26 protein-coding genes and 9 pseudogenes are annotated in these 26,703 nt (G+C 53.4%); 18 read left to right on the top strand and 17 right to left on the bottom strand.

Features of this window, described 5'->3' with window-relative positions:
* Window positions 1-441: 441 nt before the first annotated feature.
* Window positions 442-879 (bottom strand): annotated as a pseudogene (locus ACQ0PY_RS20270) (IS3 family transposase); the annotation flags it as partial.
* Between the two features lie 64 nt (window positions 880-943).
* Here ACQ0PY_RS20270 and ACQ0PY_RS20265 point away from each other — a divergent pair.
* The gene (locus tag ACQ0PY_RS20265; RefSeq protein WP_001254932.1) at window positions 944-2,095 is read left to right on the top strand and encodes an IS30-like element IS30 family transposase; all 1,152 of its coding nucleotides are present in this window, start codon (window positions 944-946) and stop codon (window positions 2,093-2,095) included.
* A 9-nt stretch (window positions 2,096-2,104) separates the two neighbouring features.
* Here ACQ0PY_RS20265 and ACQ0PY_RS20260 read toward each other — a convergent pair.
* Window positions 2,105-2,353 (bottom strand): annotated as a pseudogene (locus ACQ0PY_RS20260) (transposase); the annotation flags it as partial.
* A 60-nt stretch (window positions 2,354-2,413) separates the two neighbouring features.
* On the bottom strand, window positions 2,414-2,566 hold the full coding sequence (locus ACQ0PY_RS20255; RefSeq protein ID WP_139156019.1) for a tRNA (adenosine(37)-N6)-threonylcarbamoyltransferase complex ATPase subunit type 1 TsaE: 153 nt from the start codon (window positions 2,564-2,566) through the stop codon (window positions 2,414-2,416).
* Between the two features lie 858 nt (window positions 2,567-3,424).
* Between ACQ0PY_RS20255 and ACQ0PY_RS20250 the strand changes: the two genes are divergently transcribed.
* Together ACQ0PY_RS20250 and acuR are read left to right on the top strand one after the other, a co-directional pair.
* Window positions 3,425-3,721, top strand: a complete 297-nt coding sequence (locus ACQ0PY_RS20250; protein ID WP_017384073.1) for a helix-turn-helix transcriptional regulator — start codon at window positions 3,425-3,427, stop codon at window positions 3,719-3,721.
* A gap of 422 nt (window positions 3,722-4,143) precedes the next feature.
* A complete protein-coding gene (acuR, locus tag ACQ0PY_RS20245; protein WP_023280966.1) occupies window positions 4,144-4,800 on the top strand; it encodes an acrylate utilization transcriptional regulator AcuR in 657 nt (218 codons plus the stop codon).
* A gap of 62 nt (window positions 4,801-4,862) precedes the next feature.
* Here the strand turns inward: acuR and acuI are convergent, their stop codons facing one another.
* The gene (gene acuI / locus ACQ0PY_RS20240) at window positions 4,863-5,846 is read right to left on the bottom strand and encodes an acrylyl-CoA reductase (NADPH) (protein ID WP_023280857.1); all 984 of its coding nucleotides are present in this window, start codon (window positions 5,844-5,846) and stop codon (window positions 4,863-4,865) included.
* A gap of 400 nt (window positions 5,847-6,246) precedes the next feature.
* Here acuI and ACQ0PY_RS20235 point away from each other — a divergent pair.
* The 5 genes from ACQ0PY_RS20235 to fghA all read left to right on the top strand — a co-directional run bounded on the left by ACQ0PY_RS20235 (window position 6,247) and on the right by fghA (window position 9,820).
* Window positions 6,247-6,944, top strand: a protein-coding gene (locus ACQ0PY_RS20235) for an IS1 family transposase (RefSeq protein WP_223195083.1) whose coding sequence is annotated in 2 segments (ribosomal slippage) — window positions 6,247-6,496 and window positions 6,496-6,944 — 699 coding nt in all. Because the reading frame shifts where the segments join, the coding sequence is not laid out codon by codon here.
* A 113-nt stretch (window positions 6,945-7,057) separates the two neighbouring features.
* Window positions 7,058-7,333 carry a formaldehyde-responsive transcriptional repressor FrmR gene (gene frmR, locus ACQ0PY_RS20230; protein ID WP_017384071.1) on the top strand — a complete coding sequence of 92 codons (276 nt, stop codon included), beginning with the start codon at window positions 7,058-7,060 and terminating at the stop codon, window positions 7,331-7,333.
* 34 nt (window positions 7,334-7,367) lie between these two features.
* Window positions 7,368-8,477: an S-(hydroxymethyl)glutathione dehydrogenase gene (frmA, locus tag ACQ0PY_RS20225; RefSeq protein WP_017384070.1), complete on the top strand. Its 1,110-nt coding sequence runs from the start codon at window positions 7,368-7,370 to the stop codon at window positions 8,475-8,477.
* Window positions 8,478-8,520: 43 nt separating this feature from the next.
* A complete protein-coding gene (locus ACQ0PY_RS20220; protein WP_012561111.1) occupies window positions 8,521-8,919 on the top strand; it encodes a VOC family protein in 399 nt (132 codons plus the stop codon).
* Window positions 8,920-8,983: 64 nt separating this feature from the next.
* Complete coding sequence (fghA, locus tag ACQ0PY_RS20215) at window positions 8,984-9,820, top strand: S-formylglutathione hydrolase (RefSeq protein ID WP_012561110.1); 837 nt, start codon at window positions 8,984-8,986, stop codon at window positions 9,818-9,820.
* Window positions 9,821-9,847: 27 nt separating this feature from the next.
* On the opposite strand, the pseudogene ACQ0PY_RS20210 reads toward fghA, so the two are convergent.
* The 8 genes and pseudogenes from ACQ0PY_RS20210 to ACQ0PY_RS20175 all read right to left on the bottom strand — a co-directional run.
* Window positions 9,848-10,000, bottom strand: a pseudogene (locus tag ACQ0PY_RS20210) (recombinase family protein); the annotation flags it as partial.
* A 114-nt stretch (window positions 10,001-10,114) separates the two neighbouring features.
* Window positions 10,115-10,391, bottom strand: a pseudogene (locus tag ACQ0PY_RS20205) (IS3 family transposase); the annotation flags it as partial.
* A 16-nt stretch (window positions 10,392-10,407) separates the two neighbouring features.
* Complete coding sequence (locus ACQ0PY_RS20200; protein ID WP_000227969.1) at window positions 10,408-11,484, bottom strand: IS110 family RNA-guided transposase; 1,077 nt, start codon at window positions 11,482-11,484, stop codon at window positions 10,408-10,410.
* A gap of 59 nt (window positions 11,485-11,543) precedes the next feature.
* Window positions 11,544-12,248, bottom strand: coding sequence for an IS6-like element IS26 family transposase (locus tag ACQ0PY_RS20195; protein ID WP_001067848.1), 705 nt, complete (start codon window positions 12,246-12,248; stop codon window positions 11,544-11,546).
* 53 nt (window positions 12,249-12,301) lie between these two features.
* Window positions 12,302-12,622, bottom strand: a pseudogene (locus ACQ0PY_RS20190) (TniQ family protein); the annotation flags it as partial.
* Window positions 12,619-13,527 carry a TniB family NTP-binding protein gene (locus ACQ0PY_RS20185; protein ID WP_085397603.1) on the bottom strand — a complete coding sequence of 303 codons (909 nt, stop codon included), beginning with the start codon at window positions 13,525-13,527 and terminating at the stop codon, window positions 12,619-12,621. The gene ACQ0PY_RS20185 and the pseudogene ACQ0PY_RS20190, both read right to left, overlap by 4 nt.
* Window positions 13,528-13,529: 2 nt before the next feature.
* A complete protein-coding gene (locus ACQ0PY_RS20180; RefSeq protein ID WP_000179844.1) occupies window positions 13,530-15,209 on the bottom strand; it encodes a Mu transposase C-terminal domain-containing protein in 1,680 nt (559 codons plus the stop codon).
* A gap of 74 nt (window positions 15,210-15,283) precedes the next feature.
* A pseudogene (locus tag ACQ0PY_RS20175) lies at window positions 15,284-15,349 on the bottom strand (EAL domain-containing protein); the annotation flags it as partial.
* Window positions 15,350-15,897: 548 nt separating this feature from the next.
* On the opposite strand from ACQ0PY_RS20175, the gene ACQ0PY_RS20170 reads away from it, so the two are divergent.
* The gene (locus ACQ0PY_RS20170) at window positions 15,898-16,266 is read left to right on the top strand and encodes a DUF2513 domain-containing protein (RefSeq protein ID WP_085397602.1); all 369 of its coding nucleotides are present in this window, start codon (window positions 15,898-15,900) and stop codon (window positions 16,264-16,266) included.
* A 68-nt stretch (window positions 16,267-16,334) separates the two neighbouring features.
* Here the strand turns inward: ACQ0PY_RS20170 and ACQ0PY_RS20165 are convergent, their stop codons facing one another.
* Entirely contained in the window at window positions 16,335-17,093 is a 759-nt protein-coding gene (locus ACQ0PY_RS20165) for an abortive infection family protein (RefSeq protein WP_085397601.1), read from the bottom strand.
* 18 nt (window positions 17,094-17,111) lie between these two features.
* Window positions 17,112-17,579, bottom strand: a complete 468-nt coding sequence (locus tag ACQ0PY_RS20160; RefSeq protein ID WP_085397600.1) for a type ISP restriction/modification enzyme — start codon at window positions 17,577-17,579, stop codon at window positions 17,112-17,114.
* Between the two features lie 35 nt (window positions 17,580-17,614).
* Between ACQ0PY_RS20160 and ACQ0PY_RS20155 the strand changes: the two are divergent.
* Window positions 17,615-18,883: pseudogene (locus tag ACQ0PY_RS20155) on the top strand (IS1634 family transposase); the annotation flags it as partial.
* A 27-nt stretch (window positions 18,884-18,910) separates the two neighbouring features.
* Here ACQ0PY_RS20155 and ACQ0PY_RS20150 read toward each other — a convergent pair.
* Together ACQ0PY_RS20150 and ACQ0PY_RS20145 are read right to left on the bottom strand one after the other, a co-directional pair.
* Window positions 18,911-19,051, bottom strand: a pseudogene (locus ACQ0PY_RS20150) (IS5/IS1182 family transposase); the annotation flags it as partial.
* A gap of 111 nt (window positions 19,052-19,162) precedes the next feature.
* Window positions 19,163-20,122, bottom strand: coding sequence for a LysR family transcriptional regulator (locus tag ACQ0PY_RS20145; RefSeq protein ID WP_224788382.1), 960 nt, complete (start codon window positions 20,120-20,122; stop codon window positions 19,163-19,165).
* Window positions 20,123-20,221: 99 nt separating this feature from the next.
* On the opposite strand from ACQ0PY_RS20145, the gene ACQ0PY_RS20140 reads away from it, so the two are divergent.
* The 8 genes and pseudogenes from ACQ0PY_RS20140 to ACQ0PY_RS20105 all read left to right on the top strand — a co-directional run bounded on the left by ACQ0PY_RS20140 (window position 20,222) and on the right by ACQ0PY_RS20105 (window position 25,914).
* Window positions 20,222-20,965, top strand: a complete 744-nt coding sequence (locus ACQ0PY_RS20140; RefSeq protein WP_085397604.1) for an SDR family oxidoreductase — start codon at window positions 20,222-20,224, stop codon at window positions 20,963-20,965.
* A gap of 60 nt (window positions 20,966-21,025) precedes the next feature.
* Window positions 21,026-21,133, top strand: a pseudogene (locus ACQ0PY_RS20135) (metal-sensing transcriptional repressor); the annotation flags it as partial.
* Window positions 21,134-21,417: 284 nt separating this feature from the next.
* Window positions 21,418-22,809, top strand: coding sequence for an NAD-dependent succinate-semialdehyde dehydrogenase (locus ACQ0PY_RS20130; protein ID WP_023205627.1), 1,392 nt, complete (start codon window positions 21,418-21,420; stop codon window positions 22,807-22,809).
* Window positions 22,810-22,950: 141 nt separating this feature from the next.
* Window positions 22,951-23,648, top strand: a protein-coding gene (locus tag ACQ0PY_RS20125) for an IS1-like element IS1B family transposase (protein WP_095033700.1) whose coding sequence is annotated in 2 segments (ribosomal slippage) — window positions 22,951-23,200 and window positions 23,200-23,648 — 699 coding nt in all. Because the reading frame shifts where the segments join, the coding sequence is not laid out codon by codon here.
* A 320-nt stretch (window positions 23,649-23,968) separates the two neighbouring features.
* Window positions 23,969-24,289, top strand: coding sequence for a DUF134 domain-containing protein (locus ACQ0PY_RS20120; RefSeq protein ID WP_001137910.1), 321 nt, complete (start codon window positions 23,969-23,971; stop codon window positions 24,287-24,289).
* A complete protein-coding gene (locus ACQ0PY_RS20115; RefSeq protein WP_000626969.1) occupies window positions 24,264-24,725 on the top strand; it encodes a NifB/NifX family molybdenum-iron cluster-binding protein in 462 nt (153 codons plus the stop codon). Before ACQ0PY_RS20120 ends, ACQ0PY_RS20115 begins: the two co-directional genes overlap by 26 nt.
* 364 nt (window positions 24,726-25,089) lie before the next feature.
* Window positions 25,090-25,323 (top strand): hotdog domain-containing protein, encoded by a 234-nt coding sequence (locus ACQ0PY_RS20110; protein ID WP_230128415.1) that lies wholly within the window; start codon window positions 25,090-25,092, stop codon window positions 25,321-25,323.
* 114 nt (window positions 25,324-25,437) lie between these two features.
* Window positions 25,438-25,914 carry a Dps family protein gene (locus ACQ0PY_RS20105; protein WP_000043177.1) on the top strand — a complete coding sequence of 159 codons (477 nt, stop codon included), beginning with the start codon at window positions 25,438-25,440 and terminating at the stop codon, window positions 25,912-25,914.
* 304 nt (window positions 25,915-26,218) lie between these two features.
* Here ACQ0PY_RS20105 and ACQ0PY_RS20100 read toward each other — a convergent pair whose 3' ends face one another.
* Window positions 26,219-26,569 carry an ArsR/SmtB family transcription factor gene (locus tag ACQ0PY_RS20100; RefSeq protein WP_000928911.1) on the bottom strand — a complete coding sequence of 117 codons (351 nt, stop codon included), beginning with the start codon at window positions 26,567-26,569 and terminating at the stop codon, window positions 26,219-26,221.
* Window positions 26,570-26,703: the final 134 nt, after the last annotated feature.

Here is a 26,703-nt window from a genome sequence, read left to right as displayed (position 1 = left end):
CGGTCATAAGAGGCTAATAGTTTTGCAAAATATCCACCAGTTTGGGTCAAATCACTCTGTCGGTTGGTGTGCATACTCGGTGCAAGGACCTGCAGATATTTAAGATGGCGGATAGCTTGTTACAGTGCCGCTGATGACATTCCGACCCTGTTGCCGTCCGGGTAAGATAATACCTCTGACAGCGGTCATAAAAGCCCAACATAATTGTCTTTCGAGCCATATATTAATCGCTCATCGCGCTCTCTTTTTCGAAGAGGTGTCACTTAATCATGATCGGTCAGTACAAAAAGACAGTGCTTTTCCAAATTCCGGACGGTTGTATGCGAAAACGGTGAAGCTCAACAAATGGTGTCATCGCTGTGCAATGCTCTGCGGGCTCATTCTTTCAGTTAACTGTTTGGTTACAGCTTCAATGAAGTATTTCAGTTAATTCACAGCGAGGGTTTGAGGAAACCACGCTGTGATTACCCAACGCTCATCCGGAGCATCCGGATTGAACTGTCGCTGGAGCTTGTTGGGCGACACGATACTGGCCTCGCCTTTACATGCCCTCGGGCTCCGGTATCCGACCTGAGCCTTTATCCCGACACGTTTCATCAGTCGCCAGACTCTGTTCACTCCGCACTGTTGCCCGCTGTCCCGCAGATCCAGATGGATTTTGCGATAACCATAGACGCATCCCGATTCCAGCCAGAACTGTTTAATCTGTCCTGTCAGTCTCAGGTCTGCCTGATGGCGTTGTGAATGCGGCTGCTGAAGCCAGGCGTAAAAACCACTGGGATGTTCATCCAGCACCCGACAGAGCAGGCGAACAGGCCAGCAATAGGTGTTGTCACGAATAAAGGCGTACCTCAGTCGGACAGCTTTGCGAAGTACGCCGCTGTAGATTCAATTGGTCAACGCAACAGTTATGTGAAAACATGGGGTTGCGGAGGTTTTTTGAATGAGACGAACATTTACAGCAGAGGAAAAAGCCTCTGTTTTTGAACTATGGAAGAACGGAACAGGCTTCAGTGAAATAGCGAATATCCTGGGTTCAAAACCCGGAACGATCTTCACTATGTTAAGGGATACTGGCGGCATAAAACCCCATGAGCGTAAGCGGGCTGTAGCTCACCTGACACTGTCTGAGCGCGAGGAGATACGAGCTGGTTTGTCAGCCAAAATGAGCATTCGTGCGATAGCTACTGCGCTGAATCGCAGTCCTTCGACGATCTCACGTGAAGTTCAGCGTAATCGGGGCAGACGCTATTACAAAGCTGTTGATGCTAATAACCGAGCCAACAGAATGGCGAAAAGGCCAAAACCGTGCTTACTGGATCAAAATTTACCATTGCGAAAGCTTGTTCTGGAAAAGCTGGAGATGAAATGGTCTCCAGAGCAAATATCAGGATGGTTAAGGCGAACAAAACCACGTCAAAAAACGCTGCGAATATCACCTGAGACAATTTATAAAACGCTGTACTTTCGTAGCCGTGAAGCGCTACACCACCTGAATATACAGCATCTGCGACGGTCGCATAGCCTTCGCCATGGCAGGCGTCATACCCGCAAAGGCGAAAGAGGTACGATTAACATAGTGAACGGAACACCAATTCACGAACGTTCCCGAAATATCGATAACAGACGCTCTCTGGGGCATTGGGAGGGCGATTTAGTCTCAGGTACAAAAAACTCTCATATAGCCACACTTGTAGACCGAAAATCACGTTATACGATCATCCTCAGACTCAGGGGCAAAGATTCTGTCTCAGTAAATCAGGCTCTTACCGACAAATTCCTGAGTTTACCGTCAGAACTCAGAAAATCACTGACATGGGACAGAGGAATGGAACTGGCCAGACATCTAGAATTTACTGTCAGCACCGGCGTTAAAGTTTACTTCTGCGATCCTCAGAGTCCTTGGCAGCGGGGAACAAATGAGAACACAAATGGGCTAATTCGGCAGTACTTTCCTAAAAAGACATGTCTTGCCCAATATACTCAACATGAACTAGATCTGGTTGCTGCTCAGCTAAACAACAGACCGAGAAAGACACTGAAGTTCAAAACACCGAAAGAGATAATTGAAAGGGGTGTTGCATTGACAGATTGAATCTACAGCGGCTTTTTTTAATATGTCCCGTTCGTCGGTAACCCGCTTCAGCTCTTTCTGAAGACGGCGGATCTCGGCCTGAGCATCTGACTGTTCTTTATTAGTGGAAGAATCCGGACCGTAGTTCTTTATCCAGGCGTAAAGGCTGTGGGTGGTGATATCGAGACGCGTTGCAACGCTGGCAACAGAATAACCGCGATCAACAACCTGTTTGACTGCTTCAATTTTAAACTCTTCAGGATAACGCTTACCGCTCATGGGCACCTCTCTTTAAGTCATCTTAAATGACTCTGAGGTGTCTGTTAAACCTGTGGCGATTCACTTACCTGAACCCAGCTCACCTTCCAGACCAATAATATTGACATCAGGTGTCCTGATGATCTGAGCCACATTCTCTGCAACTTTTTCATGACTGCTGCCTCTAAACATATCCTGGTCAGCGGGTGATTCCGTCTGCAATCGTAGAGTCATTCAGCAATTTCCTTCGTTATAACGTAAGATTCTTTCACTATTAGACACAGTACAGAGCCCACAGCAACCAAATGACTGCAGCCGGGGCAGTTTAGTTTTAAGCATGCATAAGCCGATTTCGATGGAATCCCTTTCACACAATAATATTGAATTGAAGCAATGAAAACATTAATGTGTTTGTTGTGACTAGCTGCAGGGGCCTGGAAGAAATTCCAAAGCCTGACAAACCGGAACAGGGCTTGCTCTGCTCCGGTTTTATCCAGTTCATCTTGAAGCCCTTGTTTTTGTTACATATCCCTGCTCACTCTTTCAGCCATTGTTAAGCTTCTTGTGTGTAATCTGCGAATAATACGGATGCAAAATTGATGCAATGGATTATACATACCTACAGCGCACGTTACGCTGAGCTGAATCGAATTTCAGAGAACGTTCTTCGCTATTACCCTGCCCAGCCAGTTGAACACATTTTATCATCCGGCCCCGAGAGTGACATGTTCTCTGCCTGGTACAGCCTTCATCAGAGTCAAACTAGACGTTATTTACAGGCAAAAGAAGACAGCTACAGAGTTTAAGTCTGACATTATTCGTGGCTGTGTCTGCCTTCGGAGTTTTCAGCTTATCCCGATAACAGCGGTTTTGAAAAATTGACGTTTTTTACACCGGTACATTGCCCGAACGCAATCTCCCCCGTAGCGAAATACCGCCCCGCAGAAAATCGTCCATGCTCGGCATGCCCCTGGAACATCAGCATCTTTTCAATAAAGGTTTTACAGCCTATAGTCTGTATAACACAAAATACACCTTACCTGCTGTATTACAGGGCGGTACTCCCTACTCAGTCTGCGAGGCAGGTCACTTATGAATAATCAGTTCCCGATAAAAACGCTGAACCAGCTCAGACCTGTGCTAATCGGGTTTCGCAAAATCAAGGGCTTCACGCAAAAAGATGTGTCTGAGAGGCTTGGCGTAACGCAGCAAACCTATGCCCGCCTGGAAGCAAACCCTGCTAGCGCCAGTATTGATCGTCTGTACAAGGTATTCAGTATTCTGGGCGTAGAAATAACGCTGTCATCTATTTCCCCTTCACCCTTCATTTCCCACACAGAGATGAGGGGGGCATTTGACAGCACTCCCGCCAGACGGGAGAAATGGTGACTATTAGAAGTTTGCTAGTTTTGTCGAATGACGCCAACTACATGTCCGCATCCATCGAGTAGTGGCTTCAAGCCACGATTGTCACTGCCTCCGCTGCCTTTTTCCAGTAACTCTCTCCTTTTAATTCTAATATTTAGGGGTGTCAACGCAAAGCAGAAACGGCACCTTCTTTGCGAGACAAAATGACCTGTGATTGCCTGGCCGATTTATGGCAGCTAAGTGCGAGAAGCGGATATAGCGAATTCGCCATTGTACGGGATTAGCAGGTTTACTGAAGCAACCTGCGATGGCGTTATGGCAATAGTCAGTCCCCTGTCCAGTCGGCATAGGTGGCCACCTCGTCACCGCCGGGGATAAACTGATTGAAGCCTCCGCGCAAAATCACTTATTCTTTTCCGTTAATAAAATGCAGGAGCAAAGTCATGACTGGCGAAATTCGTGGGCGAGGCAGGCCACGAAAAACAGAGAGTACCTATACAGATACCCGTAATGACCTGATCCGAAGCGGGCTTGAACTGCTCACGCAGAATGGTTTTCTTTCAACGGGAGTCGATGCCATTGTCAAAAATGCCAGTGTTCCTAAAGGCTCATTTTATTACTATTTCAAGAGCAAAGAAGAGTATGCCCAGACTGTTCTGAGCGCCTATGACAGTTTCTTTGTGCATAAACTCCAAAAACATCTGTATGAATCATCCTTCACACCAATGATGCGTCTGGAAAATTTCATCGACGATGCCTGCGACGGCATTAAAAAGTACAATTTCACCCGGGGCTGTCTGGTTGGCAATATGATGCAGGAGAGTCCGGGTCTTCCACTGTCCTTTATCAAACAGCTCCACGAAATACTTGAGCGCTGGCAGGCGCTTGTGGCGTGCTGTCTGTCCGACGCGTTATCTTCGGGCGAAATCCGTTCCGATATGAATAATACGCAACTGGCGGCCATTTTCTGGAGCAGTTGGGAGGGTGCCGTAATGCGTGCCAAACTTTATTGCTCAACCCAGCCTGTGTACGACTTCTGGAGCTATTTCAAAAAGTCAGTACGCTATCAGCCCTCTAAGGACACGGCTGTTGAAAAGTAAAAAAGGGGCCGCAGCCCCTGATAATAATTATCAAACCCAGGCTGAGCCTGGCTTCCACTTCATTAGCTACACTGAATTACTGCCCGGCCACGAATTCCGCCACTCAGAAGTTTTTCGGCCACATTGATGGCATCACTCAGCGGATAAACGGTGGTCAGGCTATCCAGTCTGGACTCCGGTAAATACTGTACCGCCTGCTGCCAGATCGCCGCTCTTTTTTCCTTCGCGAACATGACACTGTCAATCCCTTTCAGCGTGACGCCACGCAGGATAAACGGAGCCACATTCCCCATTAGTTCCATCCCCTGTGCCATGCCGCAGGCTGCAACAATACTGCCATAACGCACCCCGGCGCATACATTGCAGAGCGTATGGCTACCGACTGTATCAATGGCGGCAGCCCAGCGTTCTTTCTGTAACGGTTTTCCGGGACAGGAGAGCTCGGAACGGTTAATAATCTCGTCCACACCGACCGTTTTATAGAGCCAGGCAGCCTCTTCCGGGCGTCCAGTAGACGCCGTAACGCGGTACCCCATTGATGCAAGGATCATGGCCGCAATGCTCCCGACGCCGCCGCTGGCACCGGTAACAAGTACCGGACCATCTTCAGGCTTAATACCATGATTCAGAAGTGCGTCTACGCACAGCATCGCGGTAAACCCAGCTGTTCCGATTGCCATTACGTGTTTGCCGTTAGCGCCAGCCGGGAGCGGCGTCAGCCAGTCTCCATTTACCCGTGCTTTTTCGGATAGTCCGCCCCAGTGTTTTTCCCCAACACCCCAGCCGGTCAGGAGAACCTTATCTCCGGCCTGATATTCGGGATGTGAACTGGCGGACACTGTACCGGTAAAATCAATGCCGGGCACCATGGGAAAGCGTCGGACGATTGGGCCCCGGCCCGTAATGGCCAGTGCGTCTTTGTAGTTGATGGATGAATAGTCAACATTGACCTCCACATCCCCCTGCGGTAGTTCACTTTCAGCGATTTCAGCAAGTTGCGCACTATAGCGTCCATCTGTTTTGTTGATTAATAAAGATTTAAACACGTTCACCTCGTTTGTCCGGGCGTTTACCGTTCAGTCATTAAGTCGTCAATAAATAATATTGACCGATCGTCTAATAATCAACACTACTATCCCAGTGCTTTGCCAGCATTCAAGAAACATTATTCATTTCATGCACTTAAAGCTGTCTTTTTTGACCGACATCAAACTGTATTCTGGTTTATCTGGTGCAGAGGGAAAATCAGCATCCCTGAAGATACATAGCTAATGCTTCAGAACACGGCTGATGATGCGATAAAACAACCAGGCTTTAATGAGTTAGTCTGAGCGGACCTTCGGCTCAGTAAATAGGTCCGCTCCGTGCCAAGAGCAGACGCTGGTAATTCGGGTAATGGTGCCAACTTACTGATTTAGTGTATGATGGTGTTTTTGAGGTGCTCCAGTGGCTTCTGTTTCTATCAGCTGTCCCTCCTGTTCAGCTACTGAAGGCGTGGTGCGTAACGGTAAAAGTACTGCCGGACATCAGCGCTATCTCTGCTCTCACTGCCGTAAAACATGGCAGCTACAGTTCACTTACACCGTCTCTCAGCCCGGTACACACCAGAAAATTATTGATATGGCCATGAATGGCGTCGGATGTCGCGCCAGTGCACGCATTATGGGCGTTGGCCTCAACACGATTTTACGACACTTAAAAAACTCAGGCCGCAGTCGGTAAACTCACGCATACAACCGGGCAGTGACGTCATTGTTTGCGCGGAAATGGACGAACAGTGGGGTTACGTCGGCGCTAAATCACGCCAGCGCTGGTTGTTTTACGCGTATGACAGGATACGGAGGACGGTTGTGGCGCACGTATTCGGTGAACGCACGTTGGTCACGCTGGAGCGTCTTCTGGGCCTGCTGTCGGCCTTTGAGGTCGTGGTATGGATGACGGATGGCTGGCCGCTTTATGAATCACGCCTGAAGGGAGAACTGCACGTTATCAGCAAGCGATATACGCAGCGCATTGAGCGGCATAACCTGAATCTGAGGCAGCATCTGGCAAGGCTGGGCAGGAAGTCACTGTCGTTCTCAAAATCGGTGGAGCTGCATGACAAAGTCATCGGGCATTATCTGAACATAAAACACTATCAGTAAGTTGGAGTCATTACCGGTGCTCTGATATATTTATTATACTATAGTGGGGTATGTGTTGATCTTAATGTAATACTCCCCTATAGTATAAGAAATACAGAGCAGTGAGGTAAGCAATGCCCAGTACTCCTGAAGAGAAAAAAAAGGTCCTAACCCGGGTTCGCCGTATCCGGGGTCAGATTGATGCTCTGGAAAGAGCACTTGAAAGTGGCGCTGAATGCCGTTCCGTTCTCCAGCAAATCGCCGCCGTCCGGGGCGCCGCTAACGGACTGATGGCAGAGGTGCTGGAGAGCCACATACGGGAAACCTTTGACCAGAATGACAGCTACAGTCATGAAGTCAGTAAATCAGTTGACGATACGATTGAGCTGGTTCGTGCCTATCTTAAATAGGTGAGGCCATTATTACATTGAGGATATATTACGTATGAAATCACGTGCCGCTGTTGCATTTGCACCAGGGAAGCCCCTGGAGATTGTTGAAATTGATGTTGCTCCGCCTAAAAAAGGCGAGGTGCTGATTAAAAACACCCACACAGGTGTCTGCCATACCGATGCCTTTACCCTCTCAGGGAATGACCCTGAGGGCGTTTTCCCGGTGGTTCTCGGCCACGAGGGAGCCGGTATCGTCGTTGAAGTTGGTGAAGGCGTCACCAGTGTGAAGCCGGGTGACCATGTTATTCCGCTCTACACCGCTGAATGCGGGGAGTGTGAATTCTGCCAGTCCGGTAAAACGAACCTCTGTGTATCGGTTCGCGAGACTCAGGGCAAAGGACTGATGCCTGACGGGACCACTCGCTTTTCATACAACGGTCAGCCTCTTTACCACTACATGGGATGTTCCACATTCAGTGAATACACCGTTGTGGCCGAGGTTTCTCTGGCAAAAATTAACCCGGAGGCGAACCATGAACACGTCTGCCTGTTGGGTTGTGGCGTGACTACCGGTATTGGCGCCGTCCATAACACGGCTAAAGTGCAGCCGGGCGATTCAGTTGCCATTTTTGGTCTGGGGGCAATTGGTCTGGCTGCGGTACAGGGGGCCCGTCAGGCAAAAGCGGGACGTATTATCGCTATCGATACTAATCCGACAAAATTTGACCTGGCCCGTCAGTTCGGGGCCACTGACTGCATTAACCCGAATGATTATGACAAACCGATTAAAGATGTTCTGCTGGATATCAACAAGTGGGGTATTGACCATACCTTTGAATGTATCGGTAACGTTAACGTCATGCGTGCAGCGCTGGAAAGTGCTCACCGTGGGTGGGGGCAGTCCGTTGTCATTGGTGTCGCAGGGGCCGGACAGGAGATTTCCACCCGTCCTTTCCAGCTGGTCACCGGGCGCGTATGGAAAGGTTCCGCGTTTGGCGGAGTAAAAGGCCGCACTCAGCTCCCCGGTATGGTCGAGGATGCCATGAAGGGGGATATTGACCTTGAGCCATTTGTAACCCATACGATGACACTGGATGAAATCAATGACGCCTTCGAGCTTATGCATGAAGGCAAATCTATCCGGACAGTGATTCATTACTGATCCCATCAGAATTTTAATCAACTCAAACTGAAGGAAGTGGAAAATGACAACTCCGGTAATTTCTGGTGACGGCATCTTTTCTCATGTGTTCATTGGCGCAGCCGATGTCGAGAAATCCTCCGCATTTTACGATGTCGTCCTGGGCACGCTTGGTATCAATAACCTCGGCCCGTTTGGCAACGGCTGGGTACTCTATGGCCGCGAAAAGCCGGCATTTATCATTGCCCGTCCGGGCAACGGTGAAGCACCTTCCGCTAACGGGGTGACTGTCGGCTTCGCTGCTGCCACCCCGGAAGAGGTTGATGCTTTCCATGCTGCCGGCCTTGCCGCCGGTGGAGCTGATGAAGGTCAACCTGGCCCGCGTGGTCACCTTCCCGGGGCCTATGCTGCCTACCTGCGGGATCCGGCGGGTAACAAAATCACGGCGTATACGTTTATCTGACGTCCGGATTTAAAGATACTTCCCCTGGCTTCGGTCAGGGGAAATAACCATGAGATAACGGCTGATGGAACTCATTGAGCAGCATGCCAGCTCTGGCGGCTGGCAAAACGTGTACCGGCATTATTCACAATCCCTTAATTGTGAAATGAATTTCGGTGTGTATCTTCCTCCCAAAGCAGTAACAGAAAAACTGCCGGTACTATACTGGTTGTCGGGCCTGACCTGTACTGAGCAGAATTTCATCACCAAATCAGGTATGCAGCATTATGCAGCCCGGCATAACGTCATCGTTGTTGTCCCGGATACCAGTCCCCGGGGTAATAATGTCCCGGATGCCGACAGTTACGATCTTGGCCAGGGGGCCGGTTTTTATCTGAACGCGACGGAACAGCCGTGGAATGTTCATTACAGGATGTATGACTATATTCTCAGAGAGCTTCCGGATGTCGTCATGAATCATTTTCCTGCAACGGCAAGAAAATCTATATCCGGTCATTCTATGGGAGGGCTGGGTGCTCTGGTGCTGGCTCTGCGAAATCCTGGTGAATATGTGAGCGTATCAGCATTTTCCCCGATAGTATCGCCTTCTCAGGTGCCATGGGGGCAACAGGCATTTAGCGCTTACCTGGGTGAAAACAGAAAAACGTGGGAAGCCTACGATCCAGTCAGCCTCATTTTACAGGGTGAAAAATTACCAGAAATCTTCATTGATCAGGGGCTGAGTGACGCCTTTTATGAAGAGCAACTGCGCACCAAAATCCTTGAGAGAGTATGCAATGAGATGAACCTCAATGCGTCGTTCCGATATCATACTGGATACGACCACAGCTATTATTTCATTTCCAGCTTTATTGGTGAGCACATTGCTTACCATGCCAACAGGCTCAGGCTGTCAGCATGAGTTGATTTCCAGCCTCAGAAAATGTGCTTAATTTTCAGGCCTGAACAGGGCCTGAACCCTGCAGACCTGAGATGTACTGTAACTGGTGGCTTCAGCAGTTTCTCTTATGCTCAGTTTCTTGACCTGTCGGTAATACAGAACTTTCTTATGTCGTTCCTGATCGGCCTGTTTGCCCCGGTGAATCGCCACGGATAATCTAGACACTTCCGAGCCGTTGATGGACTGACCCCGCCCCGGTAGACGATCCTGCCCTATAGTTTGGACTGACCCCACGCCTGTAGACAAATCCTGTCCTCACGACGAGGCCTGTTCGAAGGCCTCCGGACTGACGTCGCCGAGGTGGCTGTGGCGCCGGGACCGGTTATAGAAGACTTCAATGTAATCGAAGATCCGCCCGGGCCAGATCCCTGGTTTTATATATGCGTTTTCTGATCCGTTCTTTTTTCAGCGAACTGAAGAACGATTCGGCCACCGCATTATCCCAGCAGTTGCCACGCCGGCTCATGCTCGGCGCCAGGTTATTGGCCCGGTAGAAGCGCTGCCAGTCGTCACTGCCGTACTGGCTGCCCTGGACGCCCTTCTAAGAGTCAAGCTGTTATCGGGATACTGTTGATCCGCCTGTTTTGATTGCGCAGTAACGTGTAAACTTCGCGGGAGATATATCGCTTTAGACAGCGTATCGCTTCCATTTTTGTATGTCCTTCGGCTACACGCCTGGCGACATATTCCTTTGTTTTTGCGTCAGTTCGTAAGCGTCCGATGGCGATGATGTGAAGTGCACTATTTGCAGCACGATCTCCACCACGATTAAGTCGGTAACGGTTCGTTTTTCCAGAAGAAACGGGGACCGGGCTGACACCACACAGTGCCGCAAATCCTGATTCTGATCTTAACCGTTGAGGATTGTCTCCGGCAGTGATCAGCAACTGTGAAGCGCTTTCGTATCCGATAGCATTACGTTTAATCAGCTCAGGTGCCAACTCGTCGACAATTGCCGCAATCATGACATCCAGATCAGCGATTTCGTCATGTAACTCGAGATAGCGTCGGGCAAGGGACTTTAATGAAATGCGATAAACGTTGGTTACATTGCGGTATTCACTGGCATCAGGTCTCCAGGAACCCAGGGTCCTGATGAGCTGCATGCGCGTCATATTTCTGAGCTGTTCACGTAATTCATCCGGGGCAGAGATAATATTTGAATGGATAATCTGGAGAGCGACTCTGCGGGCTGATATTGCTGTTTTTCGGCAAGTTTTTAATACCCGCAGGGACTCAATCATGCCATCACGCGTTTTGGGAGTAACTGTCCTGATGCCTGAGAATGCTGCATGAGCGGCACATTCAGCATCAATTGTGTCACTTTTACCCCGTTTGCGTCGCTCCATCCGGTCTGGAGCAGTCACCTCAAGAACTTCTAACCCGGCGTTCTGAAAATAACGAAGCAAACCGGAACCATAGGTACCTGTGCACTCAACACCAATTCGCTTTAATGTCCCAAACGAGGTCATCCATGCCAGCATCTGCCGGTAACCTTGTCGTGTTGTGGAGAAATACTGAGTCCCAAGGACTTTATTGTTCTGATCTACGACAGCGGCAACGTGCAAATCTTTATGTGTATCCACGCCACCCACAACGGCAGCTTCGGTAACTTTATCAACCATGACAGAGGGCACTGTTGCAAAGTTAGCGATGAGGCAGCCTTTTGTCTTATTCAAAGGCCTTACATTTCAAAAACTCTGCTTACCAGGCGCATTTCGCCCAGGGGATCACCATAATAAAATGCTGAGGCCTGGCCTTTGCGTAGTGCACGCATCACCTCAATACCTTTGATGGTGGCGTAAGCCGTCTTCATGGATTTAAATCCCAGCGTGGCGTCGATTATCCGTTTCAGTTTGCCATGATCGCATTCAATCACGTTGTTCCGGTACTTAATCTGTCGGTGTTCAACGTCAGACGGGCACCGGCCTTCGCGTTTGAGCAGAGCAAGCGCGCGACCATAGGCGGGCGCTTTATCCGTGTTGATGAATCGCGGGATCTGCCACTTCTTCACGTTGTTGAGGATTTTACCCAGAAACCGGTATGCAGCTTTGCTGTTACGACGGGAGGAGAGATAAAAATCGACAGTGCGGCCCCGGCTGTCGACGGCCCGGTACAGATACGCCCAGCGGCCATTGACCTTCACGTAGGTTTCATCCATGTGCCACGGGCAAAGATCGGAAGGGTTACGCCAGTACCAGCGCAGCCGTTTTTCCATTTCAGGCGCATAACGCTGAACCCAGCGGTAAATCGTGGAGTGATCGACATTCACTCCGCGTTCAGCCAGCATCTCCTGCAGCTCACGGTAACTGATGCCGTATTTGCAGTACCAGCGTACGGCCCACAGAATGATGTCACGCTGAAAATGCCGGCCTTTGAATGGGTTCATGTGCAGCTCCATCAGCAAAAGGGGATGGTAAGTTTATCACCACCGACTATTTGCAACAGTGCCAGCTGAAATGCATAGGTTTCCAATGCGTCTGGAATCTGGTCATCAAGACTATCCAGTAGCCAAGGCACCCAGCCGGCGAAACTCATGCTGCGCAGCCGGTCCGGATCGATCCCGCTCCGCTGGGAAAGCATCGCCAGCAGCGACAGTGGTGGCGCGGTGTCCAGGTCATCGACCTGGCTGTGGCCAAGATCGTGCTCCAGCAGCTCGGGCAGTTCCATGTGATAGCAAAGGGCCACGCGGTTGAGCCATGAGGACAGCGCCTCGCCTTCTTTCGGAGCGGGATGCAGCGGCCAGCGCGGCGCGGGCTTCACATTAGTTCCCGCTCGAACTGTCGTCGCCGCTCGCTGGGGCCGGTGTAGTCGGCCATGCTGAGCGTGCGATGGTTGATCGCTTCCTCACCACTTTCCACGGCAGCGACAGCCGCCGCCATTAACAGGTGCGCCAGTTCGCCGATGGTGCCCTCGCTGCGCGTGAGCAGGTAGCGAGCCATATCCAGCGTGGCAATCGACGAGGGTCGCCGCAGCGGGAGCGAAGCCGCGAAGCTGGCCAGCAGTGAGCAGCAATCGTCGTTGGCCTCCCATACCGGCAGCAGCATCGGCTCGAACCGGTTCTCCAACTGATCGTCCGAACGAATGGCCAGGTAGGCGTCGCGTGTGCCAACCCCGACCAGCGGGATGCGCAGCTCGTTGCCGAGAAAGCGCAGCAGGTTGAGAAATTCCCGGCGGTTGACGCTATTGCCGGCCAGGACGTTGTGCAGTTCGTCGATCACCAGCATACGCACACCGACCTTGCGCAGCAGTGCCAGAGCCAGTTGCTCCATTTCCGGCAACCGTGGGCGTGGGCGCAGCGGCGCGCCCATCGCGGCGAGCAGCGCGACGTAGAAGCGGATCACGGACGGCTCGGACGGCATCTGCACGACCAACACTGGGATGTGCTCCTGGTCGGCGTCGGCGCTGGCCGGGTGGGTGCGGCGGAACTTCTCGACGATCATCGACTTGCCATTGTTGGTCGGGCCGACCAGCAGCAGGTTGGGCATGCGTTGCTTGTTTGGCCACGCATAAAGGGCTTCCAGCCGGTTCAGCGCCTCGACCGCGCGCGGATAGCCGATCCAGCGGTCGGCGCGAAGGCGCTGGACGCGCTCGTCCGCCGGCAGCCGAGCCAGCCCCTGCGCCGCCGGCAGCAGGTGGGACAGGTCGATGATGGGATATTCGTCCACGGCTACCACTCCTCAATCTGGTCGAACGGTTTGGCGGGTGGCAAGTTGTCTGCCTGCGGGTCGGCAATATCCGTATCCGGCGGAACGGGCTTGTCCGGCCGAGCTGATGTCTTGAGGTGCTGGCGGCGATCCGCGTCACGCCGCGCCTTGCGTGTGGCCTTCTGCGCGCTGGTCACAATCTCACGCATCTGGCCGATCATGCGGAACAGCGCCGACTCATCCACCTGTTCGCGCCCTTGCTGCCGCAGTTTCGCCAGCGCCTGCCGTTGTTCCCAGAGGGTGACAGCCGGATGCGACAAGGTACGGTAGGGAATTTCCAGGTAATGCTGTCCCTCCGGTTCCAGGACCCAGATACGGCTGATGTCGCGCGGATCGCGCCGGATCAGAAAGGACGGCCAGCGTTCACGCCGCGCAATCCACGGCTTGAGCGCATCGGCGTAGTAGTGGATGTGGTCGATGACAAAGCCGGTGCGGGTCAGCGTGCGCCGGAGGATCGGCAGAAAATCGACCAGGAACGAAGTAGCGCGTGTGACGACGGCCGGTACGCCGACACGCGCCACGGCCTCGGCCCAGCGCGCGGCCGGCGGTTGGAGCAGGCCGTTGTGCACCGAACCGTGGTAGGTGCCGACCGCCAATGTGAGCCAGCGCTCTAGCTCGCGCAGCGTCAGGGCGGCCTTGTTTTCGGAATCGTAGTCGCCGCGCTGGTCAGGGTTGGAGAAGGTCGTTCCCGGCAGTTCGTCGTGAATCATCTGCATCGCCGTGCCGATGATCCGTTCCACGATGCCGCCATAGTGCGGCTGTCCCAGCGGGCGATAGTCCAGCCGGATGCCATGCTGCTCGCAACCCCGGCGCAGGGCCTCGCTCTTGAACTCGGCCGCGTTGTCTAGGTAGAGCAGCAAGGGCTTGCCGCTCATCTGCCAATCCATTTCCACGTTCAGTCCTTCCAGCCAAGGGCGCTTGTCGCAGGCGACATGCACGAGGCACAGGCCAACCGAAACGGCAGACGGCGCTTCCAGCGTGACGACCATGCCGAGCACGCAGCGGGTGAACACGTCGATGGCGAGGGTCAGGTACGGGCGGCCAATAGGTTGCCGGTCGCGGTCATCGACCACGATCAGGTCGATGACCGTATGGTCTATCTGCACCTGCTCCAGCGGCGCGGTCACGGCAGGAGGCTCGCCGCCCACACCTTGTAGGTCACGAGCGGCATCCTGGCCTTCCCGCCGGCGGATGACCTTGCGCGGGTCAAGGCTAGCGATCCGTAAGGCCACGGTATTGCGCGCCGGCACTCGCAGTTTTTGAGCCTTGCACACCTGAGTGACTTCGCGGTGAAAGGCCGCTAGGCTGCGCTTCTGCTTGGTCAGGAACCGCTTTTGCAGTAGCTCGTGGATGACGCGCTCGACCGGTTCCGGCAAGCGCCCCTTACCTTTACCTCCACCGGACTGGCCGGGCACCAGATCCGTCACGAGGCCGCTGCCTTGCCGGGCACGCCGGATCAGAACGTATACCTGGCGCCGAGACAAGCCCAGCGCCTGAGCCGCCATATCGGCCGCTTCGTGCCCGACCGTCTCCGACTGCGCCAACGGACTGATGATCTCCGCACGACGGCGCGCACGCTCCCAAGCCTCATCAGGCAGAGTGGCCACGCCTTGTTCTGGAATCCGTGGGGTGTCCGTCGCCATGCTCACCTCGCTTTGGTGCACACGAGTATTGAGCATAGTCGAGATTGGTGCAGATCACTTCTGATATTGAACTGTCAGGAGCTGGCTGCACAACAGCCATTACGCCCAATCAACTGGTGCAGTCGTCTTCTGAAAATGACATAAATGCGCCCCTTCATTTTGGCCCACTCTAAAGCGCCCATTGTTACTAATTGACGCCCTGAAGTCCCAAAGGGCTTTACTCCAACTTGTACAGGTCGTGACGGCACACTGGCCTCCAACAACTGTTTGGCGGTCGTGACCACACCACTGTGCTGCGCCGTGGCAGCAAGATGGATTGATGTGTGGCAACGATCAGGTGTCTTCCCTTTTTTTGCGCCAGCGCTTCTGGAAAGGTTCTCGGGTGCAGCGCTCAACAACAAGGGGAGCACCCCTAGAAGAAAGGATCGTTGCGGATGGGAAGTCACAGGGCCTTGGCTCTAGTGATGGATCGTTTTACAGGCGCAGGCGGCATCCGCCTCGTTTCAAACCTTGAGACCAGACATGGCAGAAAAACTCGTCACTGAGATCGTTGCTCCCGCGATACTTGTTGTGCTGTCTCCGACACTCGTCATGCTTGGGAAGCGGCTGGTAGCATGGGCAGAAGTGAAGTTCCAAGGAAAGACAAAGTAGTGTCTCCTCAGGAGACACTTTCGGCATCGGAGGCTGCATGAAGCGTGACTGGGACGTGATCCGCGAAGTTCTGACAGAAATCGAGACAACCCCCTTATCGGAGCGCACCAATCTCACCTATGGAGTAGGGCCAGAGTACTCCGCGGAGGGCGCATCAAAAGGCGAGCATGCCCTCCTTCTATGGAAGGCCGGCTTCATCTCCGCCATCGACATCACGACCTACGGCGGACACGCGATCCTCTCTCCCGAATTGACCTGGCAAGGTCATGAGCTGCTGGACACCATCCGCAGCAAAGCTGTCTGGGAGCGAATCAAGACGATAGCGAAGGAAAAGGGAATCGAGCTAACCGTCGACAGCGTGAAGGCACTTGGTAAAGTGGCCCTGGACTGGGTACTTGCCAACTGAGATGTGAAGAACGCGCTCGGTCCAAGGGCAAGCAGAAACCACGTGCTCACAGAGTTTCACCTTGGCGGTTACGGGTTTCCGGCTTCGGACTTCGCGAGCCAAGTTTCGATGACGAACAGGGCGACCGTACCCGCGAGGTTCACTGCGAGCTGTGCATGCCTCGGCGCCGGGCGCACTGGTTTCTTCCCCTGGCCGTGGGCGTCCCCTAAGCGGTTCCGCATAGCGCCGAGACCGTGGACAACCGAGGTCACGCCGCCGAGGATCTGCTTGAAGACGTCCTGGGTGTGCTGGTCGGGCGCGAGGTTCAGTTCCTTTGCCACGAGCCTGTAGAGGTCCGGAAGGTCCGCTCTCCCTTTCTCGTACGCCACGCCGGCCTCATCGAGAACGTGCTTGCAGACGGTCTCGAGCAGCGTCCTGGCCGACGTGATTGCACCCTCTGGATCCGATTCACGCCGTTCGAGGGCCTTCGCCCAGACTGCATGCACTCCGTCCGCGTCGAAGCTTTTCAGTCCCTCGGAAATCGGTGCATCAGAGGGCCTCGAGGCTTTGCCCTCGAGGTGATCGAGCAACGGCGCAAACGAACTCCATATGAGCTGCCTGCGTTCGCCGTACGTACTCTTCTCGTACTTGATGAAACCCCAGAACTGTGCGAGGTCACGACATGTCCGCACGAAACCTGGCAACTGTTCCGCCACCTCCCGATTATCCAAAAGCGCTCGGCGAACAGTTTGGTATTCGCCGTCGTCGGCCTTACTCCCAGTTGCGTGCGCGATTAGCAGATTCTGGAGGTACTGCACTCTCTCGAGGTCGGTACTAAGTTCATCCATCGTGTCTTCGGTACCCGCCTACGCCACATGCTCATTGAGCGTAGGCAGCCCCCGGATTAGCCGCACGCTCTCCAAACTCACCCGCACGATCCGCTTGAGCAGATCCACAATGTACCGGGGGTCCTCCGACCACTGGTTCGGGTCGTTCTTGATGCCCGAAGCCTTGTCGATCGTGACCTGGTAGCGCTCCATGATCCACTCGATCGCCGGCTTGCCGTTGACCACGTACTCGTAGGCCTCGAGCGGAATGTCACGCAGCACCAGGTGCGGGTTGTAGACGATGACGCTCTTGTCGGGCTTGCCGTCCTTCTTCCCGAAGGTCATCTTCGTCACCAAGTAGTCGTCCGGCTCCATCACCAGGCGTTTGGCTTCCTCGGTCAGCGGGAAGGGTTCGACCGTCTCGTAGTTCAGATGCCATTCGCCCAGCTGGCGGCCGGCGGCTGAGAACGCGTTGAAGTCCTCAGCGAAGGGAATGCGTGGGAGCATTTTCTTGAGGTCGGCCGCGAAGCGCTGCTTATATGAAGGCGGTCACCCACCAGCAGTTGCTGCGCAGCCTCGATGCGCTGATGGATCATCAGGACGAGGTCGATGCGGTGGTCGCCGGGCTGCTTCGCCCGCTGATCGACCAGGATCTGTCGGTGGTCTTCTACGACCTGACCACGATTCGAAGCGAAGGACTCAGCCAGCAGGCCGATGACGTGCGCCAGTACGGCATGGCCAAGGAGGGGCTGATCGCCCGCCAGTTCATGCTCGGCGTGGTGCAGACCGCTGAGGGGCTGCCGATCTACCACGAGGTATTCGACGGCAATACGGCCGAAACCCGAACCTTGCTGCCCACGCTCACCAAGGTGCTCGAGCGTTTCCCGTCGGTGCAGCGCCTGGTGCTGGTCGCCGACCGGGGGCTGCTCAGCCTGGACAATCTGGAGGCGCTGAAAGCCGTGCGCCTGGCCAGCGGCAAGCCGCTCGAGTTCATCGTCGCGGTGCCGGGCCGGCGCTACAACGAGTTCATCGAGTTGCTCGAGCCCTTCCACGAACAGCAGTGCGCCACCGCCATGCAGGAAGTCATTTCGGAGCACGCCTGGAACGATCTGCGGCTGGTGGTCGCGCACGACCCGGTAACAGCGGCTGCCAAGACCGGGCAGCGCAACGAGCGCATCGACGCGCTGATCCGCCAGGCGGACCAATGGTCGGGCAAGCTCACCGAGCAGGACGAAGGCGTGAAGCACCGGGGGCGCAAGCTCTCGGATAGCGGCGCCAAGGCGCGCTTCTACCATGCGGTCAGCGAAGCGCACCTGTCGCGCATCATCAAGGTGGATCTGGGCGAGGAGCTCTTCAGCTACCACATCGACGACAAGGCGAAGCGTCTTGCCGAAATGATGGACGGCAAGCTGCTGCTGGTGACCAACGCCGAGGGGCTCGCCGCGCAGAACGTGCTTCAGCGCTACAAGTCGCTCGCCGACATCGAGCGCGGCTTCAAGGTGCTCAAGTCCGAGATCGAGATTGGCCCGGTGTATCACCGCCTGCCCGAGCGGATTCGCGCCCACGCGTCGATCTGCTTCATGGCGCTGATCCTGCATCGGGTGATGCGCAGCCGACTCAAGGCGGCGGACGCGGGCTACACGCCCGAGCGGGCGCTCGAGCAACTGCAGCGCATCCAGCATCACCGCGTGCGCCTGAACGGCGGCGAGCCGGTGGCGGGGGTGTCGACGCTCAGCACGGAGCAGAACGGGGTGCTTCATGCATTAGGAATCGAAAAGCCAGCGGCGCCGGAGCAGTTAGCGCTGTTGTAGTGGCATTTTTGAAAGTGCGCTCTAGCAAAAACAAGCACTTGCGATCTTAACTGTCGAACTCGGGAGGCACTGGTCGATGCTGCGCAGGAGATGTTGGGCCGGGACGTGATCTTCCAGGTTGAACGAGTAGAACAAGCGCTGCTGTCCTCCCGGTAACTGTCCCATCATGCTGTTCGCCCCCACGCTCGCTGACAACGCAATTTTGCCAACGGCATGGGAAGGCCGCTACTTTTTCAACAGAATCGGCCAAAAGCGGACGATTGCTGGCAGGTATTCAAGCTATGTCCCCAGGCCCTGGGGAAATAGCTTGGGGTTTGAGAAAGCCTGCTTAAGGTGGTCGTACACCAATCGCACCCGCTTCGATACAGGACCCTGCTGCGGGCGGTATATGAACAGATCCCATGGTGCTGGAGCGTGATCAGCCAAAACGGCAACCAGCTTTCCTGACCGCAGATGAGGCTCAGCCAGATAGGCAGGAATTTGGCCAAAACACATGCCTGCCAGGGTGGCTTCCAATTCCGTATCTGGATCATCACAGATAAGCGCTGGCTGCCTGGGCGCGAACGTTTGCCCGTCGGCAAATAGCCAAGGCCAAGGGCGGCCATTTTTCCGGTCGATCAGGACTGAAAGTGGCAGCTTAGCTAAAGCATCCAAAGATTCAGGTGGTGTCTTTTGGCCTATGAGAGACGGGGACGCGACAACGTAAAACGGCACGGGAGCTAAGGCACGTGCAACGTAGCGCCGGTCGCGAATAACCCCCACCCTGATACCAATATCGATATGCGCCTCAACAGCATCAGTCATCTGATCTTCCAAACGGAGATCGAATTGCAGGTCAGGATGTGCAGCGGCCAGGGGCTGAAGAAACGGTATTAGGAAGCGCCTGCCAATAGCATGTGGAGCCGTAATCCCCACCCTACCTGACAGCTCAGGCTCCGTCCTGTGCGACCGGAATAGCGTATCGAAATGATCCAGAGCTGACCTGGCATCTTTGGCGTAATTCTGACCGAAAGCAGTGATGCTCACCTGGCGGGTATTGCGGTGGAACAGTGATTCGCCAAGCTCAGTTTCCAGGGCTTGAATGGCTCGAGTCACCCCTTGTGGGGAGATGCCTAATCGAGTTGCCGCTTCGCGGAAGCTACCTGCCTCTGCTGCTGTGCAAAAAATCCTAACCATCTCCATGCGGTTAAGCATGTTGCCCCTCCCATTTATTCCATTTTCAGGAATAGCATAATCCAATCATTTTCATTTATTGAGATCAATCATGGGTCTAAAGTTTGCGCACTGCCAGGTTAACCAACCATGGCGAAGTATAAAACCACCGATGAGGTTCTCAGCATGAGCAATAACATTTCTGGAAAAGTTGTCGTTATCACCGGTGCCAGCAGCGGCCTGGGTGAGGCTACTGCACGCCACCTTGCTGCGCTTGGCGCTCGCGTAGTGCTGGCTGCGCGCCGCAAAGATAAACTCGACGCATTGGTGGCTGAGCTGACCAATGCAGGTGGTCAGGCAATCGCGTATCAGACCGATGTCACCTCTCAGGAAGAGGTCAAAACGCTCATTCAAGGTGCCGTGGATACCTTCGGTCGCATTGATGTACTGATCAACAATGCCGGACTGATGGCGATTGCACCGCTCAGCGATACTCGCACTGACGAGTGGGATCGCATGATCGATATCAACATCAAGGGTCTGCTGTACGGAGTCGCGGCTGCATTGCCAGTCTTCCAGAAACAAAACAGTGGTCACTTCATCAACATCGCATCGGTTGCAGGCCTGAAGGTGTTCAGCCCAGGTGGCACCGTGTACAGCGGCACCAAGTTTGCTGTGCGGGCTATCTCCGAAGGACTGCGTCACGAAGTCGGTGGCAGCATCCGCACCACGACTATCGAACCGGGCGCCGTGGACTCCGAACTGAAATTCGGCAGCACCCACCAACAGAGCCGCGATTTCGTAGTGGACTTCTACAAGCATGCAATTCCCGCCGAATCGGTCGCTCGAGCTATCGCCTTCGCAATTGAGCAGCCTGCTGACGTGGATATTAACGAGATCGTTCTGCGCCCAACCGTGCAGGAATTCTAATGAGTTGAGGGCCTGACTCTTCGGCGTCAGGCCCCGCTTATCTGGAGTGAAAAGCGGTGAGTGCCACATGGCCCGGAAGAAAAGAAGCAAGCGCTCGATGCAGGTGCTGAATGCCCTGCAATTCTTCAGCAGCTTGCAGCTGTTCGTGGGGCTGACAACGGATTGATGAGGGGTCAGTTTGGATATAGAGAATTATTGTACGGTAAGCCTGTTTTTTGAACAGACTTACCTATGGCAATAGGGTGTACTCCCGCGCTATACGGCATTTTCAGAGGTTTGACCTTAATCGGATAACCTAAATGCGATACTGCAAGAGCGACAACTTAAAAGCGATAGCCACTGACGCAAAATCAACCCCTTACGAACCAAGATTGGTTAAATAATGCGCTTAACGTACAAAAATTTCCGATCTCCAAACTGACCCCTATTACTTGCAACGCTGGGAGGAACACATGACATATGCAACGATCAATCCCTTCACGGGAGAGCTCATCAAAGAATTTCCCAATGCCACTGATGCCGAAGTCACAGAGGCAATTGAATCGGCCCACCAGGCCTTTTTGAGTTGGCGCAATACCTCTTTTGCCAACAAGGCTGAAATACTCAATCGGGCTGCAGCCCTGCTCAGAGACAGCAAGCGCCGCTATGCAGAGCTGCTGACCCTAGAGATGGGTAAAGTCATTGGAGAGGCCGAGGCCGAAGTAGAACTGTCGGCGCAGATCCTCGAATACTATGCCGAGCATGCCGAGAGACTGCTGGCACCGCAGAAACTGCCTGTGGCCGATCCCGCCGAAGGGGAAGCGCTGCTGGTCAATGAACCTCTTGGGGTCTTGCTGGCCATTGAACCCTGGAACTTCCCCTATTACCAGATAGCCAGGATCTTGGCTCCGCAACTTTCTGCCGGCAACACCCTGCTGCTGAAACACGCTTCCAATGTGCCTCAGTGCGCCGCCGCTTTTGAGAGCCTGATGCGGGATGCCGGACTGCCACAGGGCGCCTTCCAGAACCTGTATGCTACCCGGGATCAAGTCGAGCAGATCATCAACTCACCCAAGGTACATGGCGTGGCTCTGACCGGCTCTGAAGGTGCAGGCGCCGTTATTGCCTCTCAGGCCGGTAAGGCGCTGAAAAAATCCACTCTGGAGCTGGGCGGCTCTGACGCCTTTATCGTGCTGGAAGATGCCGAGCTTGAGAAAACCATAGATTGGGCGGTATTCGGCCGTCACTGGAATGCCGGTCAGGTATGTGTTTCATCCAAACGGATGATCCTGGTGGAAGCCATTTATGACAAGTTTATGGAAGGCTATACCAAAGGCGTAGCCGCGCTTAAAGCCGGTGACCCTATGGATCCGAACACGACTCTGGCGCCCCTGTCTTCCCAGGGTGCTGCCGATGAAGTGAAGCAGAAAATTCGTGAAGCGGTTGAGCATGGTGCCACAGCTACCGAAGTTGGTCCCAAAGTGCCGGAGCAAGGCGCTTTTGTACAGCCGACCATACTTACCAATGTGACCCCGGACAACCCGGCTTACTATTGGGAGTTCTTCGGCCCTGTCTCCATGATCCTCAAGGCAAAGGATGAACAGGAAGCGATTGCCATTGCCAACGATTCGCCCTTCGGCCTCGGTGGCTCTGTGTTCACCGCCGATGAACAGCGCGGTCTGGCGGTAGCCAAGCAAGTCTCTACCGGGATGATGTTTGTCAACCACCCCACCATGGTTAAGGCTGATTTGCCCTTTGGCGGCATCCGCCGCTCCGGCTATGGTCGTGAACTGATCGACTTAGGCCTGAAAGAGTTCGTCAACCACAAGTTGATCAACGTGGTGGATATCAACGCTCCCTTCTGATCGCGCTTGAAGCATATTTAGTTCGATAAAGACCCGAGCACCTGGCCGGGTCTTTTATCGCCACAGTCAAATCGACTGGCAAACTGGGTGATGCTGCCAACTTACTGATTTAGTGTATGATGGTGTTTTTGAGGTGCTCCAGTGGCTTCTGTTTCTATCAGCTGTCCCTCCTGTTCAGCTACTGACGGGGTGGTGCGTAACGGCAAAAGCACTGCCGGACATCAGCGCTATCTCTGCTCTCACTGCCGTAAAACATGGCAACTGCAGTTCACTTACACCGCTTCTCAACCCGGTACGCACCAGAAAATCATTGATATGGCCATGAATGGCGTTGGATGCCGGGCAACCGCCCGCATTATGGGCGTTGGCCTCAACACGATTTTCCGCCATTTAAAAAACTCAGGCCGCAGTCGGTAACCTCGCGCATACAGCCGGGCAGTGACGTCATCGTCTGCGCGGAAATGGACGAACAGTGGGGATACGTCGGGGCTAAATCGCGCCAGCGCTGGCTGTTTTACGCGTATGACAGGCTCCGGAAGACGGTTGTTGCGCACGTATTCGGTGAACGCACTATGGCGACGCTGGGGCGTCTTATGAGCCTGCTGTCACCCTTTGACGTGGTGATATGGATGACGGATGGCTGGCCGCTGTATGAATCCCGCCTGAAGGGAAAGCTGCACGTAATCAGCAAGCGATATACGCAGCGAATTGAGCGGCATAACCTGAATCTGAGGCAGCACCTGGCACGGCTGGGACGGAAGTCGCTGTCGTTCTCAAAATCGGTGGAGCTGCATGACAAAGTCATCGGGCATTATCTGAACATAAAACACTATCAATAAGTTGGAGTCATTACCCATCGAGGCGCGGGAATAAAATCCCATTCAGACGCCGGATAGATTCAAGCAAGCCAACTTGTCGTCAAAATCGGTGTTGCAAAAACGGGAGTGACCATAGATTCCGTTTTCTGAGACGACCCCCTTATGGCAGCACTTTAAATTGAGTCTCATACAGTATCTGTTTTCTTTCTCTTCATCTCTCATGACCTGCTGCCCACTTACAGACTCCAGGGTAAAGCAAAAAATTCTCCACCGGTGAGCAGAGTATATTGCATATGCCAGTTTATGAGTGTATATATAGCATATGCCAATAAGGAGCCTTCATGCCAAGACCCAGAATTCCCCGTAACATCTGTGGCCGCCCTGCGGATACCTGTTTTAAGCCCAATGCGCGACCGATGAGCCAGCTTGAACATGTTCATTTAAAAGAAGATGAGTTTGAAGCGTTACGGCTGGTCGATTTACTGGGCATGCAACAGCAGGAAGCGGCTGTTGCAATGGGGGTTTCAAGGCAGACACTGGCCAATGTCCTGAAAGCAGCCCGTTTTAAGGTTGTGGACTGTCTCACTCAGGGCAAGGCCTTAATAATGCACTCTGAAAGGGAAGGAGTTACACAAGATGATCACAGCCATTCCAGTGAATGACGACCGGGTAGCAAATCATTTTACCAAAGCGAGTCACCTTGTCCTGGTGGATGAGCGCGGTGTGGAGCTCAGCCGGACAGAAAATCCCGCGCTGGGCGCAGATTGTTCAGGTAAACGGAAGCTGGTTGACCTGCTGGTTCAACAGCAAGTCAGCCGCGTTGTGGTCCGTAACATCGGGGAACGGATGCTGGGTAAATTACTGGGGCATCAGATCGCGGTGTACCAGACTGACTGTGGTCGTCGTTTGTTCACTGAACTGTGTGATCCGGATACCCGTGTTCTGACTGAACTGAATAAGCCGGAGCAGGGACGCCAGTCCTTTCATCATGAGGCGAAAGGGAAAAAATGCTGTCACTCTGACGGGAACACAGCAGAAAATGCGTGCCAGGGTGGGCGTCAGCATCATCACGGAAACGGGCGCTGTTGCCATTCATGAGTTTATTTCATCACGGGCGGTGATTTTTATCAGACCCGTATTGTGTATAAACCAGGAGCCGGAATGTGTGGAGGAGGCAGTAATGATGCCGGGGGAGCCCCTCAGCTGACTGAATTCCGGATGCCTCCCGTCAGTACAACCGGACGCTGAGCAGAAACAGATGAATTGTTATCTTGATGCCAGAAAGGCCCATACCTGTTGTATGGTCTGTAGTTCCCGCGACAACAACCCTGATACGGTGAACTTAATGTTTTCAGAGCACCCGGATGGCTCTGTATGTGCGGACTACACGGCCAATCACAGGCATCAGGGGTATACGGGTCTTTTACATGGCGGAATGACGAGTACCCTGCTGGATGCAGCAATGACTCATTGTTTGTTCATGCAGGGTGTGCAAGCCCTGACGGCTGAACTGACGGTAAGATTCATTTCACCCGTTTGTACCGGAGACAAACTGATGGTATGTGCCAGACTGCTTGGGCAACGCAGGGGGATTTACCTGCTTGAAGCATGGCTGACAAAAGGACAGCAGACAGTGGCACGTGCCACGGCGAAATTCATTGTTCCGTCGCAGGATATTGCTCTGGCGCATCGCTAGTGTGACAGACGACAGGTGTACCTGGTTATTATAAAAATTTGAGGCGTGTTTTGCTCAGACCGGAAAGAATAATCGCATATCGTATATTCCACTGAAACCGTGTAAGAGGTAGTTATGAGTAAACAAATCATTGATATTGGTATTGCTGAATCATCCCGGGTGGAGATTGCAGACGGCCTGTCCCGGCTTCTTGCTGACACCTATACCCTGTATATAAAAACACATTACTATCACTGGAATGTAACTGGCCCCATGTTTAACAGCTTACATTTAATGTTTGAAAATCAATACAATGAGCTGGCCACTGCCGTTGATGATATCGCTGAACGTATACGCTCGCTCGGATGCTTCGCGCCCGGCACATATCATGAATTTTCACGTTTAACAGCGGTTAATGAAGATAAGGATATTCCGGCAGCAAAAAACATGATTGAAAATCTTGTCCAGGGCCAGGAGACCGTGGTTAAAACTGCACGCTCCCTGTTCCCGCTCGTTAATAATGCGAATGATGAAGCCACAGCAGATCTGCTTACACAACGTATCCAGTTACATGAGAAAACTGCCTGGATGTTGCGTAGCCTGCTTGAATAATGTCACCCCGTGGCAGCAGAAAAAACGGTTTGTCAGCCACAGGCTATTACTGACAGTGCAGAATCATCCGTGTTCCTGTGGCTGTTTTTTCTGACCGTCACAGTATTAAACACCATTGAATCAGTGGGTTAATCAGTGAATGCGTGAACGAGAAATACAGTCCGTGACGGGCATCATCGGCTGGTATATCCGGACCACTGTTGTTTTCCCGTTAAGGTATCGCAGGTTCCGGTCTGGCATTTCACAGCCTGAACAGGGTTAATGATGCATGGATAAAACGGTTTACGGGGAAAGCAGGATCATATTATTCGTTGTTATGGCTTCCTTTACCGGTGCCTGCCTGCGGGCAGTAGAGATCATATAAGGTATTTAACAACGTCATGATACGGTTATCCTCAATACGGTAATATACCATTTTACCTGCCCGTCGGGTCTCGACCAGCTTCAGGCGGCGCATTACACCCAGCTGCTGGGACAGGGTCGGCTGAGTGATACCGACCGCCGCTTCCAGCCCGGCCACATTCGCTTCCCCCAGGCTTAACTGACACATCAACAGCAACCGGTCGCTGTTGGCCAGTCCCCGTAAGACATCTGCTGCCCTCAGGGCCGCATTCTTCATATCTGTCTGACGTTTTGTGTCTTCATTCATGAGCATTGCTGATTTCTCATACTATGTGTTTTTATATAATATAATTTAGTATACTAACGGTATCGTAATTTTGCCATCGTGTTCGTCAGGTCTGCAGCGTCCTGCCGGCCCGGGGAAACGATTATATCTGGCAGGCATTT

The sequence above is a fragment of the Citrobacter sp. LST-B2 genome, from assembly GCF_057983045.1.
This window is presented reverse-complemented; position numbering and strand designations above follow the sequence as displayed.

Coding starts and splice junctions, on each gene's coding strand:
- ACQ0PY_RS20265 (WP_001254932.1), top strand. CDS start 944: ATGAGACGAACATTTACAGCAGAGGAAAAAGCCTCTGTTTTTGAACTA.
- ACQ0PY_RS20255 (WP_139156019.1), bottom strand. CDS start 2,566: ATGACTCTACGATTGCAGACGGAATCACCCGCTGACCAGGATATGTTT.
- ACQ0PY_RS20250 (WP_017384073.1), top strand. CDS start 3,425: ATGAATAATCAGTTCCCGATAAAAACGCTGAACCAGCTCAGACCTGTG.
- acuR (WP_023280966.1), top strand. CDS start 4,144: ATGACTGGCGAAATTCGTGGGCGAGGCAGGCCACGAAAAACAGAGAGT.
- frmR (WP_017384071.1), top strand. CDS start 7,058: ATGCCCAGTACTCCTGAAGAGAAAAAAAAGGTCCTAACCCGGGTTCGC.
- frmA (WP_017384070.1), top strand. CDS start 7,368: ATGAAATCACGTGCCGCTGTTGCATTTGCACCAGGGAAGCCCCTGGAG.
- ACQ0PY_RS20220 (WP_012561111.1), top strand. CDS start 8,521: ATGACAACTCCGGTAATTTCTGGTGACGGCATCTTTTCTCATGTGTTC.
- fghA (WP_012561110.1), top strand. CDS start 8,984: ATGGAACTCATTGAGCAGCATGCCAGCTCTGGCGGCTGGCAAAACGTG.
- ACQ0PY_RS20200 (WP_000227969.1), bottom strand. CDS start 11,484: ATGGTTGATAAAGTTACCGAAGCTGCCGTTGTGGGTGGCGTGGATACA.
- ACQ0PY_RS20195 (WP_001067848.1), bottom strand. CDS start 12,248: ATGAACCCATTCAAAGGCCGGCATTTTCAGCGTGACATCATTCTGTGG.
- ACQ0PY_RS20180 (WP_000179844.1), bottom strand. CDS start 15,209: ATGGCGACGGACACCCCACGGATTCCAGAACAAGGCGTGGCCACTCTG.
- ACQ0PY_RS20170 (WP_085397602.1), top strand. CDS start 15,898: ATGAAGCGTGACTGGGACGTGATCCGCGAAGTTCTGACAGAAATCGAG.
- ACQ0PY_RS20165 (WP_085397601.1), bottom strand. CDS start 17,093: ATGGATGAACTTAGTACCGACCTCGAGAGAGTGCAGTACCTCCAGAAT.
- ACQ0PY_RS20160 (WP_085397600.1), bottom strand. CDS start 17,579: ATGCTCCCACGCATTCCCTTCGCTGAGGACTTCAACGCGTTCTCAGCC.
- ACQ0PY_RS20140 (WP_085397604.1), top strand. CDS start 20,222: ATGAGCAATAACATTTCTGGAAAAGTTGTCGTTATCACCGGTGCCAGC.
- ACQ0PY_RS20130 (WP_023205627.1), top strand. CDS start 21,418: ATGACATATGCAACGATCAATCCCTTCACGGGAGAGCTCATCAAAGAA.
- ACQ0PY_RS20120 (WP_001137910.1), top strand. CDS start 23,969: ATGCCAAGACCCAGAATTCCCCGTAACATCTGTGGCCGCCCTGCGGAT.
- ACQ0PY_RS20115 (WP_000626969.1), top strand. CDS start 24,264: ATGATCACAGCCATTCCAGTGAATGACGACCGGGTAGCAAATCATTTT.
- ACQ0PY_RS20110 (WP_230128415.1), top strand. CDS start 25,090: ATGACTCATTGTTTGTTCATGCAGGGTGTGCAAGCCCTGACGGCTGAA.
- ACQ0PY_RS20105 (WP_000043177.1), top strand. CDS start 25,438: ATGAGTAAACAAATCATTGATATTGGTATTGCTGAATCATCCCGGGTG.
- ACQ0PY_RS20100 (WP_000928911.1), bottom strand. CDS start 26,569: ATGCTCATGAATGAAGACACAAAACGTCAGACAGATATGAAGAATGCG.